This window comes from Alteromonas sp. MmMcT2-5, assembly GCF_022348315.1.
Classification (GTDB): domain Bacteria; phylum Pseudomonadota; class Gammaproteobacteria; order Enterobacterales; family Alteromonadaceae; genus Alteromonas; species Alteromonas macleodii.
Genome location: NZ_JAKRFB010000005.1, coordinates 52,011 through 72,641, shown reverse-complemented (window position 1 = coordinate 72,641; position 20,631 = coordinate 52,011). Strand labels below are relative to the sequence as shown.

General features: G+C 47.0%; 19 protein-coding genes and 1 riboswitch. Of the genes, 7 read left to right on the top strand and 12 right to left on the bottom strand.

The window, feature by feature from the left end; genetic code table 11:
• Window positions 1-2 precede the first annotated feature (2 nt).
• Window positions 3-1,151: a DUF697 domain-containing protein gene (locus MHN09_RS04950; protein WP_239239413.1), complete on the top strand. Its 1,149-nt coding sequence runs from the start codon at window positions 3-5 to the stop codon at window positions 1,149-1,151.
• Between the two features lie 99 nt (window positions 1,152-1,250).
• On the opposite strand, the gene MHN09_RS04945 is transcribed toward MHN09_RS04950, so the two are convergent.
• From MHN09_RS04945 to hemC, 11 genes are all read right to left on the bottom strand, one after another.
• Window positions 1,251-2,477, bottom strand: a complete 1,227-nt coding sequence (locus MHN09_RS04945; RefSeq protein ID WP_239239411.1) for a threonine/serine exporter family protein — start codon at window positions 2,475-2,477, stop codon at window positions 1,251-1,253.
• A 229-nt stretch (window positions 2,478-2,706) separates the two neighbouring features.
• Complete coding sequence (thiH, locus tag MHN09_RS04940) at window positions 2,707-3,840, bottom strand: 2-iminoacetate synthase ThiH (protein WP_202941590.1); 1,134 nt, start codon at window positions 3,838-3,840, stop codon at window positions 2,707-2,709.
• Window positions 3,837-4,607: a thiazole synthase gene (locus MHN09_RS04935; RefSeq protein WP_202941591.1), complete on the bottom strand. Its 771-nt coding sequence runs from the start codon at window positions 4,605-4,607 to the stop codon at window positions 3,837-3,839. Before MHN09_RS04935 ends, thiH begins: the two co-directional genes overlap by 4 nt.
• 1 nt (window position 4,608) lies before the next feature.
• Window positions 4,609-4,818 carry a sulfur carrier protein ThiS gene (gene thiS / locus MHN09_RS04930; protein ID WP_014947794.1) on the bottom strand — a complete coding sequence of 70 codons (210 nt, stop codon included), beginning with the start codon at window positions 4,816-4,818 and terminating at the stop codon, window positions 4,609-4,611.
• Entirely contained in the window at window positions 4,815-5,609 is a 795-nt protein-coding gene (locus MHN09_RS04925) for a HesA/MoeB/ThiF family protein (protein WP_202941592.1), read from the bottom strand. The genes thiS and MHN09_RS04925 overlap by 4 nt, the downstream gene beginning before the upstream one ends.
• Complete coding sequence (gene thiE, locus MHN09_RS04920; protein WP_202941593.1) at window positions 5,602-7,203, bottom strand: thiamine phosphate synthase; 1,602 nt, start codon at window positions 7,201-7,203, stop codon at window positions 5,602-5,604. The genes MHN09_RS04925 and thiE overlap by 8 nt, the downstream gene beginning before the upstream one ends.
• A complete protein-coding gene (thiC, locus tag MHN09_RS04915) occupies window positions 7,200-9,110 on the bottom strand; it encodes a phosphomethylpyrimidine synthase ThiC (RefSeq protein WP_239239409.1) in 1,911 nt (636 codons plus the stop codon). The genes thiE and thiC overlap by 4 nt, the downstream gene beginning before the upstream one ends.
• 274 nt (window positions 9,111-9,384) lie before the next feature.
• Window positions 9,385-9,496, bottom strand: a riboswitch (TPP riboswitch).
• A gap of 111 nt (window positions 9,497-9,607) precedes the next feature.
• Entirely contained in the window at window positions 9,608-10,783 is a 1,176-nt protein-coding gene (locus MHN09_RS04910) for a heme biosynthesis HemY N-terminal domain-containing protein (RefSeq protein WP_202941594.1), read from the bottom strand.
• A complete protein-coding gene (locus MHN09_RS04905; protein WP_202941595.1) occupies window positions 10,780-11,952 on the bottom strand; it encodes a uroporphyrinogen-III C-methyltransferase in 1,173 nt (390 codons plus the stop codon). The genes MHN09_RS04910 and MHN09_RS04905 overlap by 4 nt, the downstream gene beginning before the upstream one ends.
• Window positions 11,953-12,684: a uroporphyrinogen-III synthase gene (locus tag MHN09_RS04900; protein ID WP_039226924.1), complete on the bottom strand. Its 732-nt coding sequence runs from the start codon at window positions 12,682-12,684 to the stop codon at window positions 11,953-11,955. It abuts the gene before it with no gap.
• 63 nt (window positions 12,685-12,747) lie between these two features.
• On the bottom strand, window positions 12,748-13,686 hold the full coding sequence (gene hemC, locus MHN09_RS04895) for a hydroxymethylbilane synthase (RefSeq protein ID WP_014947801.1): 939 nt from the start codon (window positions 13,684-13,686) through the stop codon (window positions 12,748-12,750).
• 196 nt (window positions 13,687-13,882) lie between these two features.
• On the opposite strand from hemC, the gene MHN09_RS04890 reads away from it, so the two are divergent.
• Window positions 13,883-14,944, top strand: a complete 1,062-nt coding sequence (locus MHN09_RS04890; protein ID WP_239239407.1) for a GGDEF domain-containing protein — start codon at window positions 13,883-13,885, stop codon at window positions 14,942-14,944.
• 194 nt (window positions 14,945-15,138) lie between these two features.
• Here MHN09_RS04890 and MHN09_RS04885 read toward each other — a convergent pair whose 3' ends face one another.
• The gene (locus MHN09_RS04885; protein WP_239239405.1) at window positions 15,139-15,810 is read right to left on the bottom strand and encodes an alpha/beta fold hydrolase; all 672 of its coding nucleotides are present in this window, start codon (window positions 15,808-15,810) and stop codon (window positions 15,139-15,141) included.
• A 207-nt stretch (window positions 15,811-16,017) separates the two neighbouring features.
• Here MHN09_RS04885 and gmk point away from each other — a divergent pair, with 207 nt between their 5' ends.
• The 5 genes from gmk (at window position 16,018) to trmH (ending at window position 20,477) form a co-directional block, all read left to right on the top strand.
• Window positions 16,018-16,659, top strand: a complete 642-nt coding sequence (gene gmk, locus MHN09_RS04880) for a guanylate kinase (RefSeq protein WP_156077709.1) — start codon at window positions 16,018-16,020, stop codon at window positions 16,657-16,659.
• A gap of 169 nt (window positions 16,660-16,828) precedes the next feature.
• Window positions 16,829-17,101: a DNA-directed RNA polymerase subunit omega gene (rpoZ, locus tag MHN09_RS04875; RefSeq protein WP_014947805.1), complete on the top strand. Its 273-nt coding sequence runs from the start codon at window positions 16,829-16,831 to the stop codon at window positions 17,099-17,101.
• A 142-nt stretch (window positions 17,102-17,243) separates the two neighbouring features.
• Window positions 17,244-19,355, top strand: a complete 2,112-nt coding sequence (spoT, locus tag MHN09_RS04870) for a bifunctional GTP diphosphokinase/guanosine-3',5'-bis pyrophosphate 3'-pyrophosphohydrolase (RefSeq protein WP_039226917.1) — start codon at window positions 17,244-17,246, stop codon at window positions 19,353-19,355.
• 24 nt (window positions 19,356-19,379) lie between these two features.
• Window positions 19,380-19,766, top strand: coding sequence for a RidA family protein (locus MHN09_RS04865; RefSeq protein WP_239239404.1), 387 nt, complete (start codon window positions 19,380-19,382; stop codon window positions 19,764-19,766).
• A gap of 3 nt (window positions 19,767-19,769) precedes the next feature.
• Window positions 19,770-20,477, top strand: coding sequence for a tRNA (guanosine(18)-2'-O)-methyltransferase TrmH (gene trmH, locus MHN09_RS04860; RefSeq protein ID WP_014975317.1), 708 nt, complete (start codon window positions 19,770-19,772; stop codon window positions 20,475-20,477).
• Window positions 20,478-20,631 lie beyond the last annotated feature (154 nt).

The window sequence follows — 20,631 nt, the reverse complement described above, 5'->3', positions numbered from 1 at the left end:
GAATGAGCGATAAACCTTATACATTTGACGAAAGCCCAGAAGAAATAAGCCAGTCTACGCTTAGACGCGATGCAATTTACGGCGATGTCGGTGAGGAAGAGCAGCATAATGCGGTGACTGGATATGGTAAACCTAATAATGACAATGAAAGTGATGCGGTAACAAAACCGCAGTACAAAGCCAAAGTTAAAACACAAACCTTAGACATAGCGCAGCCTGAAACCAAACTCCCGCAACAAGTTACCGAGGATGTATGGGAAGTGGATACTAAAAAAGGTGGCCTGTCGTTAGGTACGGCAACATTAGGATTTGGCGTTGTTTCATTAATTGGCTTTTTCGTTTTTGAAGCTTATACCACCCTTGCGGCAAACGTTTCTGAACACCCCATCGGTACAGGTGTACTAGGCGCGCTATTAGTTGGGTTTGTTAGCTGCTTTAGTTTTTTGAGTTTTAAAGAGTGGCGAGGCTACAAGCAAGTAAATACGGCAATGGAAGATGCAAGCGTTATCCGAGATTTGCTGGCTAGTAATGGGGTAGAGCCCTTAGCGAAACAAAAGCCTTCAGCGGGAGGAGAGCCTTCAGCGCAAAAGGAGCCTTCAGCGAAACAAAATCCATCAGCGGGAACAGAAGCATCGCCACAGAAAATAGATCGCGTGCTAAGTCAGCACGGCAAACGCTTTTCACGAGGGTCTTACGCGGCGCATTGTTTCGACCGTTATAAGCAGCAGCTTCAAGACGATATGTCAGGCCCAGAACGATTAGGTCTGTACGAAGACACGGTACTAAAACCTGTTCAGGAAAAGGCGCACAAAGTGCTGAATAAAGAGTCGGTGACCGCCGGAAGCCTTGCATTTATAAGCCCAAATAATCTTATTCAAACTTTTGCTGTGGTATGGATTAGCTTTCGTACCATTCGTAGAATGGCCCGCGTGTATGGACTAAGGCCAAGTACAGCAGGGAACTGGAAGTTATTAAAAGTGTTGGCGCAAAACATTGCGGCGCAAGGCGTGTTTGACTTAGCTACCGACGAAGTTGCCAATCAAATTGGCGGCAGCTTGTCAGCGAAGTTTATGGAGAATTCAGCTGAAGCGATTGCTGCGGGTGCGCTCAACGCCCGTTTAGGGCGAGCGTTGATCAAATTACTTAAATAGCACGTCTTGCCTGCTTGTTAGGCTGCGCTAGTGATTTTGAGCAGCCAAATTACAACAACGGTGTGTTAGCGAAAGCCCCAAAAGGTTGCAGTCATTACGTTATAGCGCCTTTTTAGTGGGTACTGCTACGTTAGCAAAGATTAATCCCGCCACTAGCGACATAAAGATAAGAAATACTTCTTGCCCCAAATGGTCGGCCTTCACAAAGTCTTGGCCTGTCATAAACGAGTTCAAGCCAATATAGGTTTTAGACCCCGGCACCAGCACTATAAGCCCGTGCATAGCCACAATAGTTGCGGGTTGGTTAGCAATGCGGGTGAACGCATTAGCAAAAATGCCTAACGCAAATGCACCCACGAATGCACCTAGCCCAGGGCTCATGTAGTCAGAGCTCCATGCGGTAGCACTGTAGGCAATAAATGCTGCTGCCAATGCCCATGGAATGTGTTTAATACGCGTTCTGAATATTGCAACTAGGGCAATACACAGCAAGAATACCGCTAGCCAAGTAGCCCAGTAAGGCAGCGATTCTGCAGGGGTATACACGTTTTCACCAAATGCACTAAAGCCCACTGACACACCCAAAAAAGCACCGAAATACAGCTTAAACAGCTGCATGATGGCGTCCATAGTACGAGCCGTGCCCGACACCATGTTTCGCGATGAAAGCTCGGCAAGGCCCATTGTCAGCGCTAGTCCGGGTACAAATACAATCACCGATGAAAGCACAACCAGCGGAATGTTAATGCCAGGGTCAACGTATTGACCAATAGCACAGGCAAGAATGCCGCCAACGAACGCGGTGACAGGCTCTAGCATCAAGTTTACGCGTTTAGACTGCTGTGCCCATAAGGTCCAAAGATAAGCCACAATACCCAAGGCACCCGACCAGCCAATTTCACTCCAGCTTGCACCCATTAGCATAGCAAACGCGCCGGTGGCCATAGCAAAGGCTACGCCTGTAACCCATTTACCGTAAGGGCTGCCCATGGCATCTATTTCATTTAAGCGCTTGTCAGCTTCACTTAAGGTTAATTTGCCCGACAGCAGTTCGCTGGCCAGTTCATCGGTGAGCGACAACGCGTTCATGTCTAGCTCGCCTGGAAGCAAACGCGCAGCGTGGTTATATTCGTCTTCGTGACGGTCGCTCCAGATAACAAAAGTGAGTGAAGTTGGCGTCGAAATAAATGAAGCGTGTACACCTAAATACTTAGCGACTTCGCCAAGGTAAGCTTCAAGACGGAACGCAGGGGTACCGTACTTGTGCAGCATTTTGCCTAGCTTCACTATAAATCTACGAATTTGAATAAATTCAACGGTATCCAACGCACTGCCCTTTAGTTTTGATAAATCTAATATGAGATAAATGAGACAAAAAAGCCAGACGCATAGGTAAAGTGTCTGGCTAAAATTTGGGCGGATTGTACGGAGGGTTTTGCACGAAAGCAAAACAAATTTTCTCTTATTTTCCCTTACAAAAACTAATCGATTAATCCATTAAAAGTGCGCTATTTTAGCGCGAGTTTTCAAACGAAAAATACAGGTATTCTTGCGCTTAAACACGTTCTGTAAACGGCATCCAGTCTTTCCATACGGGTTCCAGTCCTTTCATTGAAAGTGCGCTCACGACATCTGATACAGATCGGTTGTCGTCAATATCGAATTGATTTAGTGCCTTCGATGGGGCGCTGTAACCGCCAGGCTGTGTTTGCGACGCTGCACTCATAGACGTTATGCCAAGTGGCATTACGCCATCCCGAAATACTGCCGACTCTCGGGTAGACAGCGAGAGTTCTGCTTGTGGGTTAAAAATGCGGTGGGCGCATATTAGCTGCAGCAAATCTCGCTCGTTAGGGAGTTTACTGTTGGTGAGGGCGTTGCCGCCAGTGCTGTTACCTTCACAGCTACGAAGGCGCGGAAAAGCAATAGATACACGGCTTTGCCAGTAGTGTTGCTGTATTAACTTGCCGTGAAGGGCGGTCATGGCGCTATCAACCCGCCAGTCGCCTAAACCCAGTAGTGCGCCAATGCCTATTTTATCAATGCCGGCTTTCCCTATGCGATCGGAGGCTTCTAAGCGCCATAGGAAGTCCTGTTTTTTACCTCGAGTGTGGTAATTAGCGTAATGCTGCGGTGAGTAGGTTTCTTGATACACTAACACCGCGTCTAAGCCCAGGTGCTTCAAGGTTTCATATTGCTCGCGCTTTAAAGGTTGTACCTCCATCATAAGGTAGCTCACCTTTTCGCGAATGGCGCTTAGTGTTTGCTCAAAATATTCCATCCCCACTTTGGTTTCATGTTCGCCAGTAACCAGTAACACCTGTGAAAAGCCTAAATCTTTGATGGCTTCAATTTCGGTCAACACTTCGCTTATAGACAGGGTTTTGCGCTTTATTTTGTTGCTCATTGTAAAGCCGCAGTAGGTACATTCGTTGGCACACAAGTTTGATAAATACAAAGGTACAAACAGCTGCATGGTATTGCCAAAGCGATGGCGAGTAATTGCTTTAGCGCGATAGGCCATGGCTTCTAAGTACTTAGCGCCAGCGGGAGAGATCAGCGCCATGAAGTCGTCTAAAGAAAGTGTATCTTTACCTAACGCTCGTTCTACGTCGCCTGCTGTTTTGCTGTTTATCGACATGGCCACATGCGGCAAGTCTTGCTGCATTAATGCCTGCGCTACCTTCATACCGCCGGCTCCAAAAAGGCGGTAAGCGGGCTAGAGGCTTGGGCAAAACTGCTGGTAGCACCAAGTCCAGCTTCAAAGACTTTTCGCCCCGTTTCTACGGCACTTGCGAAAGCTGCTGCCATAGCAACTGGGTCCTTAGCCGTGGCGATGGCCGTATTCACCAATACTGCGTCTACTCCCAGCTCCATGGCCGCCATAGCTTCGCTTGGCTTACCAATGCCTGCATCTACAATGACGGGTATCGACGCTTGCTCAACAATAATTTGCAAAAAGGGTTTGGTTTGTAAGCCCTGATTACTGCCAATAGGCGCGCCCAATGGCATAACGGCAGCGCAGCCTACCTCTTCTAAGCGTTTACATAAAACGGGGTCTGCTCCGCAGTAAGGCAAAACGTGAAACCCTTTTTTAACCAGTGCCTCTGCGGCAAGCAGGGTTTCGATGGGGTCGGGCAACAAGTAGCGTTGGTCTGGATGAATTTCCAGCTTCACCCAAGGGCTACCTAATGCTTCGTACGCAAGTTCGGCGGCGAATATGGCTTCTTTTGCGTTCTTAGCTCCCGACGTGTTCGGCAAAAGAGTAACGCCCAATGCTTTTAATGCCGAAAGCGTTTCATCTTGTGAGCTATGGCTGGCGACACGCTTCATTGCCAAGGTCACCATGCTGCTCTTGGCTGCCTGTACCGCGCTTTTCATGGTGTCCGGGTTACTAAATTTGCCAGTGCCAGTTAACAGGCGGGAAGGGAAGGTGTGATTTGCGAGTGTTAGCATTTTAGCCTCCTGCCACTAGGGTGAAGATATCCACGGTATCGTTGTTACTTAAGTAGGTTGTTGGCCATTCATTCTTGCTGATAATGGCGGCATTTTTGGCAACGGCGGTGCCTTCGTCTTTCAATTGTTTAAGAGCAATTAATTCACTAAGTGATATAGGAGAAATCACGCTCATTGGTTGATTGTTCACGTTGATATTAATTTGGGTCATTGGCATACCTCACAAGAAGAAGAGGGGGGAAGCTTGAAACTTTGAAGCGTACCTTGGCCTGCATGGGCGTTTACGTAATGGCCCCATTTAATATCGGCATCGAAGCCTCTTGCCAGAAATAACAAGGCTTGGGTAGCTTGGTGGCATGCTGCCATGCCTACTACTGGGCCCAGTACGCCTTTGCTAACGCAATCCTCGCGTACGGCAACATTATTCACTAAACACTCGTAGCAACCGCAGGTGGCTGAGTTTTGAGGCAAGTTCAGCGCTTGCCAGGTAAGCCCACTGGCTGCGGCAATAAAAAGCGGAATAGATGCGCGAAACGAGGCCAGGTTTATCTGTCTTCGTACCGTCACGTTGTCGGTACAATCCAGCACGCAGGTGGCTGATGCAATTAATGTTGGTAAGTTGTTACTATCAGCAAATAAGCTTTTAAACTGTATGTTTAAATGCGAATTCACTTTACGCAGTTCATTGTAAAGCGACTTGGCTTTAAGCTCGCCCAGGTGCATTTCGTTGTAGCTTAGCTGGCGCTGCAAATTACTAATGTCGACGGTGTCACCATCTATAAGTGTAATGTTGCCCACGCCTGCGCCTGCTAAATAGCGGGCGGTTAAGCTGCCTAATCCTCCTAAACCAACGATAACAGCGTGTGCACTCGCCAAATTAAGCTGTCCGTCGTGATCAATGCAATCAAGTAAAAGTTGTCTGCTGTAGCGACGTATATCCTGATGCGCTAACTGCTGGCCCACTGAGTGACTAAGTGAATGAGTAGCTGAATGACTAAGCAAATCCAGCCTCCTGAACCAATGCTTGGTAGGCTTTTAGCGGGTGTTCTGCCTGAGTGATTGCACTTACCACAGCAATGCCGTTAACGCCGGTTTTAGCTACATCGCCTATGCGCGATAAGTTAATACCACCAATAGCAACGGTGGGAATGCCATCGCAAAGCTGCACATATTTTTCTAATCGTGCTACACCTTGAGGCTTCGAAGGCATGTCTTTGGTATTGGTGGGGAAGATATGACCAAGGGCAATGTAAGATGGGTTTAAAGCGCGAACACGTTGAATTTCAGCGAAGCCGTGCGTTGATATTCCAAGCCGTAAACCCGCACTACGGATGGCGTTTAGGTCTGCGGTGTCGATATCCTCTTGTCCCAAGTGCACTCCGTAAGCCCCGAGTTCTATGGCCAGCTCCCAATAGTCATTAATGAATAATTGGCAGTCGGTGTGTTTCACCAATTCTATTGCCTCTTTTATTTGCTGACGAATGTCTTCTTGGGAGCCTTGTTTAACCCGCAGCTGCATGATTTTTACGCCCGTTGGCCAGAGGCGGGCTATCCATTGCACGCTATCCACTACAGGGTAGATGCCTAAATGAGTATGAGTAAGTGCAGGAAAGTGGCCTTCTTTACAAGACGAGGCTTCAAGAAGGGTATCCTTATCCCGCTCTTTTTCATTGGCAGTGGCACCACGTTGGTGAAAGGTCACCAGCGGAAAGCTCTCTGGTTTTGCGGGAAAGCCGTTGGTTCGTGCAAAGTAGGCGGTTAATTCGTTACTTATGGCGTTTGCGTTAGCCGCTGCGCATTGCTTTGGTAGTGTATGGCCACGAACTTCGCTGACGTAAGCATTAGCAAGCGTAAGTGCGTCTTCAATGCAGTAGTCGTGCACAATGAATGCCGCTAATGCGCTGGCTAACATACAGCCTGTGCCGCGAAGGTTGCCGTTAGCGTATTTCGGCTGGCTAAAACGAAGAGTGTGAGAGGCACAAACAAAAATATCGCTTACATTTTTTTGCCAGTGGGCGTGACCGCCTTTCACGTACACGCTCTTTGCGCCTTTACCCCTTAGCCGATTGATTGCAGTTAGCAAGCTCGCTTCATCAACAACAGGCAAATGGGTGAGCCACGCAAGCTCATCGATATTTGGCGTAACGATATCTACCGTATTCAACAGTTCGTCAACTACGCTTTCGCTTAACTCACTCAGCACGCCACCGGACGAGGTAGACAGTACAGGGTCCCATACAACGAAGGGGCGAGGGTTAGATGTTTTTTGAATACGTGCACACAACAACAGCGCTTGCTCATCATTAGCAATAGCGCCAATCTTAATAGCGCGTGGCGGGGTATCTTCAAACAGCACCTGCCACTGCTGATTTAATGCCGACGCGCACATGCTTTCCTTACTAAGCATGATTGAGTTGGACTGGACGGTAAGCTGTGTAGTGAGCACACAAGCATGGATGTTCAGATCGGCCAATGTAATGGCGTCGCGGGTAACGCCCGCACCACCGCTACAGTCAACGCCTCCCACACACCACACTACAGGAAGTGCAGTGGTGAGGTTGTTGGATGCAGGGCTTATGGACGCTTTCGCCATCATGGTAGCTCTACCTTGCTATCTGCAGTGTGATAAAGCTCTGCGCCAGACTGATTGAAGGCCTGGGCCATCTCTTTCATACCTTTTTCTTTCTCAAACTCTTGCTGCTGTGCTTGTTTAGCCACATCGCGCACTTCCTGAGAAATTTTCATGCTGCAAAATTTAGGGCCGCACATAGAGCAGAAATGCGCAACTTTGCCAGACGCCTGCGGCAAGGTTTCATCGTGATAAGCGCGCGCGGTATGTGGGTCGAGAGCTAAATTGAACTGGTCTTCCCACCTGAATTCAAAACGAGCTTTCGACATGGCGTTGTCGCGAATTTGTGCACCTGGGTGTCCTTTCGCCAAGTCGGCAGCGTGGGCTGCAATTTTGTAGGTGATCAGCCCCTGTTTAACGTCTTCTTTGTTAGGTAGGCCCAAATGCTCTTTAGGTGTTACATAGCACAGCATTGCGCAGCCATACCAACCAATCATGGCGGCACCTATACCTGAAGTGAAGTGATCGTAGCCAGGAGCGATATCGGTGGTGAGGGGGCCAAGGGTATAAAACGGCGCTTCGTGGCAGTGCTTAAGCTGCTCTTCCATGTTCGCTTTAATCATATGCATTGGCACATGCCCCGGGCCTTCAATCATTACCTGAACATCGTACTCCCATGCAATTTTCGTCAGCTCACCAAGGGTACGTAATTCAGAGAATTGCGCGTCGTCGTTAGCGTCAGCTACGCTACCAGGGCGCAAGCCATCACCTAGCGACAGCGCCACATCGTACTTAGCGCAAATTTCGCAAATATCGTGAAAGTGCTCATACAGAAAGCTTTGCTGGTGGTGGCTTAAGCACCACTTTGCCATTATCGAACCGCCGCGCGATACAATGCCGGTTACCCGCTTTGCGGTAAGGTGTACGTACTCAAGCAGCACGCCAGCGTGAATGGTGAAGTAGTCTACGCCTTGTTCAGCTTGCTCAATTAGGGTGTCTTTAAACATCTCCCACGTTAAGTCTTCGGCTACACCGTTTACTTTTTCTAGCGCTTGATAGATGGGGACGGTGCCAAGAGGAACAGGACTGTTTCGCAGCAGCCACTCTCGGGTTTCGTGAATATTTCTGCCGGTAGATAAATCCATGATGGTATCGGCGCCCCAGCGCGTTGACCACACCAGCTTTTCTACCTCTTCTTCAATAGACGAGGTGACTGCTGAATTACCAATATTGGCGTTAATCTTTACTAGAAAGTTACGCCCTATAATCATTGGTTCTAACTCGGGGTGGTTGATGTTGCATGGAATAATGGCGCGGCCTGCGGCCACTTCCTGGCGTACAAATTCTGGCGTGATGGTATCGGGTAAATTCGCACCAAAGTGCTCGCCTTTGTGCTGTTGCGTCAGTTCGGCATCTTTAATGGCTTGGCGGCCCATATTCTCGCGAATGGCAATGTATTCCATTTCAGGGGTAATAATGCCCTGTCTTGCGTAGTGAAGCTGGGTTACGTTTTTACCTGCTTTTGCTTTTAGTGGTTTGCGGCTGCGAATAAAGCGGAAATCTTCGGTAAAAATGTCGTTTTCACGCTCTTTCGCAAAGCTTGACGAAACGCCCTCTAATTCAAGGGTATCGCTGCGCTCTTCAATCCACTTTTGGCGAAGTGGGTTTAAACCTTTGTGTACATCTATGTTTTCTAGCGGGTCGCCATAAGGGCCAGAGGTGTCGTACACAGGAATGGGCGGATTCGGCTCTAAAATAGGGTTGTCTTCGGTTCCACCCACTAAACTGTCGTGTTGGTGAATAAGGCGCATGGCCACACGAATATCGTCACGGCTGCCACACTCGTAGTGGCGTGTTGAATTTGGGTAAGCTTCGCCCGCAAGTTCATTAATGAATTGTTGTGCTTGTTGGCGCTGTTCGCGTCTGTTCGACATAGCATTTTACCTTGTAAATTTAGGTTCTAAAAATGCTTGTCAGGAGTGAAGGAGAATACAAAGTGTAAGTGTAGAAGGGGATAACTCCGTTACTTTAGCGAGATTGTTGGTAAAGGTTTTGGTGATTGCAGCCCTTTACACCCTTGATGTTGACTTGGCGATAAACTTAAACAGTTTACCTTGAGTGACGAGCAGCACCGTCATGGGTGTGTCTATATCAACAACAGCAAAACAACTTCGCTTCACAACGCTAAACTACGGTTTAACATTGTGCACATTGTATTTTCTTGTTCCCTTCGCAGGTATTAGCCTGATCAGGTTCTACGGATCCCACTTTCGCGGTCTCAGCTTACTGGGTTAACAGTGAAGCACTCCGACAAGTTGTTTAAGTCAATTCGGGTTGTTGTTGAAACAACCCGAATTGAGAATTCCTTTTTACTATATCTTCAATTTTACGGGTAATACAAGTACTACCAGAAAGCTAAATGAATATTCATCTAGCTGGCTAGCTGCTGACCTTCCTTGTAAAGCTGAAGTGCAGTGGCTGTGTCGTGCTTGCGTTCGCTAATTGCAGACAGCAGCAATAAGTCTTCTTTGCGCGACTTCATTTTAGTGGCTTTAAGCAGGGCTTTTTCTGCCAACACATCATCGCCTGAGTTAAATGCAACTTGGCCTAGCGTGGAGTATAGCGACACGTTTTCTTCGTCTTGCTTTATCCAGCTTTCAAGCAGTCGTAGTGATGGCGATGCATCAGGAATATTAAGCTGCGTGAACAGCGGAAACAGGGCGCTATTCGGGCCACGTTTTTGCCATTCAACTAGCAAATTCTGTGCGTCGGCATGCATACCTTGGTCAAGTAACTGTTGAATGTAGGCCGCGCGGTAAGCATCGTCGTGACGAAGCTTACGAGGTAGGGTTTCCCAATACGATTTAAGCTCGACAGCGCCTTGTTTGCTGGCAATTTCGGCAAACTTACCTTTGGCGATGCGCTGGCTCCATGTAGTGTAGTCTGCTTTGGGCAATGCTTTACGCCAGCCTGACAAATTTTCTTGAAGTACTTGCCATTTACCTAGCTTGGCAAGAATTTGCGCTTTTAACTGCACAACTTGCTTGTTTTCACGGTCTTGCTCGTCAAGCTCGTTAAGTTTCTCTAGTGCCGCATCGTATTTTTCTTCAGCCATATCAATACGCGCGTGCATGACCGTTGCGGCTACTTTCGCTTTTGGAAAGTCAGTTGCCTGAACAAGGAAATAACGGGCTTTGGCTAAATCGTTATTGGCAAAAGCAATTTGCGCTGACGCCAAATAGTTAACGCCTTCGAAATCGCCGTTGGTGGTTTTGCTTAGCGCCTTTTGAGCCGTATCAAAATCACCTGCAGCCATTGCGTGTAAGCCGTCGTAAAACGCACGCTTACGTTTGCGCTCACCCAAAGTGCCGAACCATTTATGTGAACCTGTGATCAGGCTTAACGCCCACAATACAAGTCGAGATAGTACGTACCAGGCAATGACGGCACCTATCACTAAAATACAAAAGCTAATCACCGTCATTTCAACAGCGGTATTACCCAGTGATATGAGTACGTAGCCCTTATCGCCTAACAACATTGGGCCAACAATTAGTGCAACAACGAATGCGGCTAATACCGCAAGGGCAATAGCTAACCATTTCATAGTGCACTAGCTCCTTGTCCGAACACCTGCTTAACGCGGCTATCCAGTAAACGCTCTAGCGGTTTTTGTGACGCTAGCTCAGTTGGGATAGGTCGCGAAATATCGGTAGCAATGAGGTTTTGTAGTGCATCTACAAAACCCGTTACCTGGCTTTTTTCTGTGTCGAACTTTTCAATAATTAACGTTTGAGCGTATTGAAGCGACTGGCTGTAAAGTCCTGCATCGCCCTGAAGCGCGGCAGTTTGCGCGTGCATAAGCTGCAGACGAAGCTGCTCTTTTGCTAGGAACTGGGCTTCTAGTGAAAGCACTGGTTCAACCGGGCCTTCAATAGTTTTCACCGTAAGAAAATCGTTCACCAGTGAACGCCACACTTTTGCAAGGTTCTCCTGCCAGTCGTCAGCTGACTCCGATAAGGTCGTGTCTTCTGCATTGGCGTCTTCTGGTTTTTCGAAGGTATCAAGTGGCAGTTTGTCAATTTGAGCAATCATGCCTGTAAGCGCGAGAGCGACGGAACTTTGTGATACAGGGTTAAGCTGTTGTAAGGTTTGAATATCTTCAGCAAGGTTTGCGCGAACCGGAAGTACCGATGGGTCGGCCAACGACTTTAAGCGTTTATCTGCGTTAACTAGCAGCAAAATTGCTGTGCGTACGTCGTTTTCCAACCAAAGCTTTCTGCCTGCCATGCGAACTAAGTAATCAGCTTCAGCAATGAGCCAGTCTGCCGGGCGGCGACCTTCCATATTATTTAGTTGCTCAAGCGTCGATTCAGCTTGCAGCGTCAGCTTTTCGTTTTGCGCTTTTAACTCGGCTACCGTGCTTTCTAACGTCTGGTTGGTGCGAGCTACTTTGTCGATAGAGGCAACAAGACCAGCGCGCTCACGCTCAATAGTGTTTAGCTGAGAGGTCGTCGTTTGAAGTGCAGATTCAGAGTCCTTGCTTGCCGACTGTTGCTGCATGTAATACCAGTAACCTGCGCCAGCCATACCAAGCACAATAAGGAAAAGGATGATTACAACAAACCACAGTAGACCATTTCCCGACGATTTCTTTTTAGCAGCACCCGATGGTGTTGATTCACTGTGCGTGGCAGAAGATTCGATAACGTCTTTTTCAGCTTCCACTTTCACGAGTTCCTCTTTTTGTGGGCTACTTTCATTGTTGTTGGCCATTCAATACTCCCAGTTATCCTTTACCCAGGCGATGAGTGCCTGATCGGTGGCTCGCTGACAAACCGCTACCTCTTTAATGCCTTGGCTAGTGAGGGTTTTGGCAATTCGATCACTCACTGTTAACCATTTAATAGATTTAAGTGCTTGGCCAAATTGCGCAATTAGTTGCAGTGCCATTGCTTCGCTTGTAGCGATAATGCCGCTAACTTCGCCCATTTTCCACCGTTTTGTGTAAATTGGGCTTGTAAGTTGCTCTCTCTTATAAACGCAAAAGCTATTAACTAAAATACCTTTTTCGTCTAATCCTGTGGCTATGGCGTCGCGCCCACCTTCACCCTTAATGATAACGACATGCTGACAGTTTGCCTCATTAAGTTGGTGCATTGCCAGTATACCTTCGGATGTATGGGCTTCGGGAATAGCAACCTGCGCCGATGAAAACGCCTGAAGTCCCGCTTGTAATTTTCGTGCAGTGGCATCGCCCACAGCTATGATCAATGGTAATTCGTTAGCCGTTTCGCGTAAGCCTTCAATAACGGTGTCTACAGCATATACGCTGGTAACAACAATTGCGTTTACTGCATTTGACGCTAAAAATTCTGCAGCAGCTTTTCTTTCAGACGAAATATCAATGATGTTAGACGTGGCAATGCCTACCGCGTCAATTCCGGCTTTTTCAAAGGCAGAAGCGCTTGCTTTTAACTTTGGCAGTGGGCGTGTAAACAGCAACATACTATCGAATTTTCATCCTTTTATTTTACTGCGTAAACCTGCACGCATTCGACAAACTATAACTTAGTTATAAAGCGCCTTTAAGATTTCACCGGCACCTTGCTCAAGAAGGGATTCCGCTACTTCAACACCAATATCTGCGGCTTTTTCTCGCGACGCTGTAGCAGAAGCAAAGAGCAGTTCTGAACCATCTGGCTTACCAACCATACCGGTTAGTGTCAGCACATCGCCATCAAGCGTGGCAAAGCTACCAATAGGTACTTGGCAGCCGCCTTCCAATCTCTCGTTCATGGCGCGTTCCGCAGTAACGCGTGTATTGGTGTCCGTATGGTTCAGCGCCTGTAGCAACTTAATTAGCTCTTCATCGTCGTTACGGCACTCAATACCTACGGCACCTTGTCCAACGGCGGGTAGTGAAATATCAGCGGGTAACGGCATGCGAATACGAGATTCCATTTCAAGGCGAATAAGGCCAGCAGAAGCTAAGATAATGGCGTCGTACTCACCTGCGTCTAGCTTGGCTAGACGAGTATTCACGTTTCCGCGCAGGTCCTTGATGATAAGGTCAGGGCGATACTTGCGAATTTGGCATTGTCTGCGAAGGCTAGACGTACCTACTACTGCGCCCTGGGGCAGGGCATCTAAACTGTCGTGGTTATTTGAAACAAAAGCGTCGAACGGGTTTTCTCGCTCACAAATAGCGTGAAGGCCAAAACCTTCAGGAAATTCAACGGGTACGTCTTTCATAGAGTGCACGGCAATATCGGCACGGCCTTCAAGCATGGCAATTTCAAGCTCTTTTATGAAAAGTCCTTTACCACCAATTTTCGCCAGAGGTGTATCTAAAATTTTGTCGCCCTGCGTGCTCATAGGCACAAGCTCAACGGTCATTGACGGATAATGCTCCAACAATTTTGCCTTCACATACTCTGCTTGCCAAAGCGCTAAAGCACTTTTTCTAGTAGCAATTCGAACGGTGCGGGTAGTGTTGAGGTGACTCATGGCTATTCCAAACTATATAAAAAGAAACTAAAACGATGTATCACATAACGTCATACGATATATCCCGTAGTATACGCATTTTCTGTATTAATGTTTGAAATTAGGCACAGTTTTCTCCTTGGTTATTATTGAACATTCAGTCTATGCTGAAAGGAATAATGGTTAATTAGTTTTAAATGCGGAGATAAGTCTTTTTATGGACAGTTCGTCGTTGCGTCAATTACTTAGAAGTGCCCAGCAAGATGAAGCGGAAGCAAAACGAAGGCGCTTAACGCTATATTTCATATCTTATGTTGGTGGCACCATTATGGCGTTTATGGCGTGGATCAACATGGGTACAAACAACCCATTGCTCGTTGGAACGCTGGCGGGGTCAGCTGCTTTTGTGTACGCCAATGTGGCGTTATCCCATATGTTCCCTCGCGTTGATGTCTTCTATTATCTAGCAGGCTTAGTGGTAGCATTTACCATAAACGGCTTGGTTTACACCGGCGGCCTCAATAACACCGGGCTTTATTTTATCTTTCCCCTGCTTTTTATTCAGATAATTGTTGTGCGTTTTAAGCCCGCTATGGTTTACGTGGCAGTAACTCTGGGTATCGCTATTTTTATGCTCTACAATCAAGAAAAAATAGTGGCTGAGTACCCAGCAGAACATGTTTCCCGTTTCCTAATCGCTACGTTCTGTTTCATTTGCGTCGCCTTTATAGGTGAAAATTTCTGGCATCAAAGCAGAAAAGAAATGCTGCGTGAAAATTTAGAGCGCATGCGTCAGGCTAATACCGATCCACTTACAAAACTTCCCAATAGGCGGTTTCTTGAAGCTGTTTTTTTTGAACGCGCAATGCAAGATCCCGGTGCTCATTTCCCATTAAGTGCGGTGGTGGTAGATATTGACCATTTCAAAACAATCAACGATACCTATGGCCACGATATTGGTGACGAAGTGCTTATACACATCACTCGCCTAATGAAAGAAGCAGTAAGAACTACTGACGTGGTGGCAAGAACCGGTGGTGAAGAGTTTTTGGTCCTATTCCCTCATGCAACGTTGAGCCAAGCGGTAAAATTAGCGGAAAAAATAAGGAAGGTGGTTGAAGCTAATCCGTTTGTAGAGGGTGATGTGAATCACTCGATAACCGCAAGCTTTGGTGTAGCCACAGCGCTTACTGATACAAACTTGCACGCTTGTTTGAAGCAGGCCGATGACAACCTTTACAAAGCTAAAAATGCGGGGCGCAACAGAGTCGTCGAATAGTTTTGGAATAAACATGAAATAAAGAAGAGACGGAAGGCGCGACTTTTCAATCGACAGACGTGTACCCACTTACGCTAAGAAGAAAGCTGGCTTTTGTTGCTTCACCAGCTTTCTCTTTTGTTTAAATACTAGGGCCTGTTGATCTTTATTATATGAACGTAATTTGCAGCAAGAACCAACAGGCTCTTAAGGCATTACCCTAGAACTTTTTGAAGCCAAGCACTTATGTCGTTAAGCTCTTGCATACAAACATTGTGCTGCATGGTGTAAGTCTGCCACGTGGCATTAAAGCCACTTCCGCTCAGCGTTTTAAACGCAGCATTGCCCATAAATACCGGCACCACTTCGTCTTGCTCACCATGTGCCATCATAATTGGCGTTTCACGGTTTATATCGTTTGCTTCGCTTCCAAGAAGTGATGGCTCGCACATGTAGGTAGATAGAGCGATAACACCTGCAAATTTATTGGCATATCTAGGTGCTAAGTGCAGAGCAATAACACCGCCCTGAGAAAATCCTGCAAGTACAATACGTTCGCTAGGAATGCCACTTTCAATTTGTGCTTCGATAAGCGCTTCTACCTGAGCAGCCGACTCTTTTACACCTTCTAAGTCCGCACGGCTTTCAAAATCTAACGATTTGATATCGTACCAAGCGCGCATTCTCATGCCGCCATTGATAGTCACAGGGCGTTCTGGAGCGTGAGGAAAGAGAAATTTAACCGCCATTGATTCGGGTAATTTTAGCTCGGGCACAATAGGCGCAAAACCATGGCCTGAATCGCCAAGACCGTGAAGCCAGATAACGCAGGCATCAGGCGTAGTGGATGGGTTTATCTCTACGCACGGCAGAAGTTGCTGAGTCATGCTTTATTTCCTAGTTTTGGGGTCAGAGTACATTTAGGGCCAGAAAAAGTACTCTGACCCCATTAATTTTTGCTGTGGTAACCCATCGGCATAAGCTTGGTAAAGTGATCCAAGTTTTCACTATGCAATGAAAGGTACGGCACAACCGCTTAATATGCTATCATTGCCACTTGAAATCACCACATTTTGAAAGAATTTTAATACCCTATGGCTTCACTACTCGGCAACTTATTCATTCTTGCAGCTCCTTCTGGAGCAGGAAAATCAAGCCTTATAAAGGCGCTAATGGAAAAGTATGAAAGCAATACAGCTACGCCAATGCAGGTGTCTGTATCTCATACAACACGTCAACCTCGTCCGGGTGAAGTCGACGGCGTGCACTACCATTTTGTGAGCCGAGAGCAGTTTGAAGCGCTGATTGAACAGGGTGTGTTTTTTGAATACGCAGAAGTATTTGGCAATTATTACGGCACATCCCGCGTGACAATTGAACAAACTTTGCACCGTGGCATTGACGTATTTCTAGATATCGATTGGCAGGGCGCGCGCCAAGTTAAAAAGCTTATGCCAGACACATGCGGTATTTTCATTCTTCCGCCTTCACTCGACGTGCTAGAGCAGCGTTTAAATAATCGCGGTCAAGACAGTGAAGAAGTCATTGCAGGGCGTATGGCGCAAGCCGTAGCTGAAATGTCTCATTTCAATGAATTCGAAAGTGTAATTATCAACGACGACTTCGCGACTGCATTAAACGATTTGGAAGCCATCGTTACAGCACAGCGACTTCGCACGGGAAAACAACAAATGCGCCATCAAGTGCTATTGGACGAACTGCTCGGTAGCGCGTAAGCTTAACTTAACAACACGTGTTTTGTTTTAGCATCGAACGATCGCTGCATAAATTGCATGATCTGACTGCTTCAAATTCAAACAAAACGCTAGGATCGCGCCACGTATCTGTGTATACTACGCGGCCGTTTTTTGAATAACTTGCTCAACCTAATTTTCGGAGAAATACATGGCTCGCGTAACTGTAGAAGATGCCGTAGATAAAATTGGTAACCGCTTTGACCTAGTGCTTGTTGCTGCACGCCGTGCACGTCAAATTGCCACTGAAGGCAAAGATCCTATGGTTGACGTTCAAAACGATAAGCCAACTGTTACAGCACTTCGTGAAATTGAAGAAGGTTTGGTAACGGCTGCTACGCTTGAACAAGCAGAACTTCAAGCTCAAGAGCAGCAAGAACATGCTGAATTTGCATCAGTAGCAAACATCCTATCTGATCAATAAAACCTCTTTTTAACGGTTTTATCGGTATTTTAGCGCCAGTGCTTTGAAAAAAGCACTGGCGCTTTACTTTTGGCGTATTGGCTTCTTGCACAATTAAACGTATTCTTAGGGTTGTAACGTTAGATAAGGGTCACGCTTCACTGTGTATTTGTTTGAAGGTTTAAAGCAGAAAGTTTTAGAGTACTTACCAGCCGACCGCGTTCAGTTGGTACAAGAATCTTTTGTGCTTGCGCAAGAAGCGCATGACGGACAAATGCGTTCAAGCGGCGATCCGTACATTACTCACCCAGTTGCAGTTGCCGGTATTTTGGCTGACATGCACCTTGATCACGAAACGATCATGGCGGCACTCCTTCACGACGTTATTGAAGATACCCATTACAGCAAAGAAGACTTAGCCGAAGCTTTTGGCGATACCGTTGCTGAACTGGTAGAAGGTGTTAGTAAGCTAGATAAACTCGCGTTTAGCACTAAACAGGAAGCGCAGGCGGAGAACTTCCGTAAAATGATGATGGCCATGGTGCAAGACATCAGGGTTATTCTTATCAAGCTTGCTGATCGCACGCACAACATGCGCACGCTCGGGTCATTACGACCAGACAAGCGCCGCCGCATTGCGCTAGAAACGCTAGAGATCTACGCGCCAATCGCCCACCGCTTGGGTATTCACGACATTAAAAATGAGCTTGAAGATTTAGGTTTTCAGGCCATGTATCCTATGCGCCATCGCGCACTAAAGTCTGCTGTGCGCCAGGCCCGCGGTAATCGTAAAGAGATTATCGAAAACATTCGCGAAGAGCTGAACACTCGTTTAGACGCCTACCAAATTGAGTCGAATGTATTGGGTCGCGAAAAACACTTGTATTCCATTTACCGCAAAATGAAAAACAAAGAACTTATGTTCAATGAGGTAATGGATATTTATGCGTTTCGCATCGTTGTTCAATCGGTAGATAACTGTTATCGCGCCCTCGGTGCTATGCATGGGCTGTACAAGCCTATTGAAAACCGTTTTAAAGATTATATCGCTATCCCTCGAACCAACGGCTATCAGTCGTTGCATACGTCATTAATTGGCCCGCACGGCATTCCTGTGGAAATTCAAATTCGAACCCAGGAAATGGACCAAATGGCAGACAAAGGAGTGGCGGCGCACTGGCTTTACAAAGAGCCTGGCGATAATGGCACCACTGCACAGCTTCGAGCGCGCAAGTGGATGCAAAGCCTGCTTGAGCTTCAGCAATCGGCCAGCTCATCCTTTGAATTCATCGAATCGGTAAAAACCGACCTGTTCCCTGATGAAATTTACGTATTTACACCAGACGGACGTATTATCGAGTTGCCAATGGGCGCAACCGCCGTTGACTTCGCTTATGCCGTGCATTCCGATGTGGGTAATACCTGCGTAGGTGTGCGCGTAGAGCGCAGAAACTTTAGCTTAAGCAAGCCGCTTGAAAACGGTCAAACCGTGGAAATTATTACCTCGCCGAAAGCGAAGCCTAATGCGAACTGGCTAAACTTTGTTGTGAGCGCTCGCGCGCGAACCCGTATTCGTCAGTATCTGCGTAAACAGCACTCTCAAGAAGCGGTCAACATGGGTAACCGTCTACTTCGCCATGCGTTAGGCAGCGTGAAATTAGACGATATTCCAAACGAAGATATCGAACGTGTGGTGGCCGAAACTAAGCATGCTAATTTTGACGATTTGCTAGTAGATATCGGGCTTGGTAACGAGCTAAGCGCAATTGTAGCGCGCCGTTTATTGGGTGAAAGCACAACAGACTTATCAGACAAGAAAGGTAATGTGGCTATTCGCGGCACAGAAGGCCTGCTTGTTCACTATTCTCGTTGTTGCCATCCTATTCCAGACGATGAAATTGTAGCGGTTTTAAGCCCAGGCCGCGGCATGACTATTCACCAAATTGGGTGTAACAATATTCGCAAGCTTACGCGAGAAGAACCTCAACGCGTATTGCCCATGCAGTGGGACGACAACCCGCAAGGCGAATTTAAAGCGTCATTGCGTATAGAGTTGTTTAACCATCAGGGCACACTGGCAACTTTAACGAACACCATTTCAGGGTGCGATTCCAATATCATTGGTCTGCAAACTGAAGAGAAAGAGAGTAATATCTACTTTATTGACCTTGAACTTACCACGCACAACCGTGTGCACCTGGCTCGCGTAATGAAGAAAATACGTACCATGCCGGAAGTTCAAAGAGTGTCTCGTCATAGTCAATCACGACACTAATTACTACACTATTTAGGAACTACTATGTCTAAGTCTATTATTCAGACCGATAAGGCACCTGCTGCTATTGGTACTTACAGCCAAGCAGTTAAAGCAGGTACTACCATTTATCTTTCAGGGCAAATTCCTCTTGTTGCTGAAACTATGGAAATGGTTTCTGACGACTTTGAAGCGCAAGCTGTACAAGTTTTTGAGAACATTAAAGCGGTGTGTGACGCTACGGGCGGCACTACAAACGACTTAGTGAAGGTGAACATCTTCCTTATCGACCTAGGTCACTTTGCAACGGTTAATGAAATTATGAGCCGTTACTTCACCAAGCCTTACCCAGCACGCGCAGCCGTTCAGGTGTCGGCATTGCCTAAAGGTGCACAAATTGAAATTGATGGTGTAATGGAACTGCCGGAGTAAGCCATGTCACCTGAGCGTTACCAACGCATAAGACAAGTGCTGGAAAGAAGGCAAACAGATCTTACGGTTTGCCTTGAAAATGTACACAAGCCGCATAACGTATCTGCAGTAGTGAGAACCTGTGATGCAGTGGGTATTCATCGCGTTCACACCGTGTGGGAAAAGAAATACCAGTTTCGTCGCGGCACCGCTATGGGCAGCCAACAATGGGTGCGTCAAACCAATCACGATAATATCAACGACGCGATGGCTGAATTAAAAGGTCAAGGTATGCAGGTGCTGGTAACCCACTTATCTGATACCGCTGTCGATTTTCGTGATATTGATTACACCAAGCCTACGGCTATTTTGTTTGGTCAAGAGAAATACGGTGCCTCTGATGAGGCGAAAGCCGTTGCCGATCACGACATTGTTATTCCTATGATGGGCATGGTGCAGTCGTTGAACGTATCGGTAGCCGCAGCGCTAGTACTTTACGAAGCCCAGCGCCAACGTACTATTGCAGGTATGTATAACACCCAGCAGTTACCAGAAGAAGAGTGCCAAGCATTGGCCTTTCAAAATGGTTACCCGCGTTTGTATAAACTTTGCCAACGCAAAGGTTTGCCTTTGCCTGCTATTAACGCCATTGGTGAAGTGGATGCCGACGATAGCTGGTGGAAAGAAATGCAGATCACAAAAGCAGAAGCAAACGCGCTAGAGGCCGACTAGGGCCTAACCTATTGGTAGCACTTTTAGTTTTGCTCGTACTTGTATAGGGGCCAGCGTAAAAAACTGGCCTAAAGCGTACTCGCCAACCCCTCAACAATCCTTTACACTTCTTTTCCTATAACATGTTGAATAACACCAGCTTGTGCCAATTCAA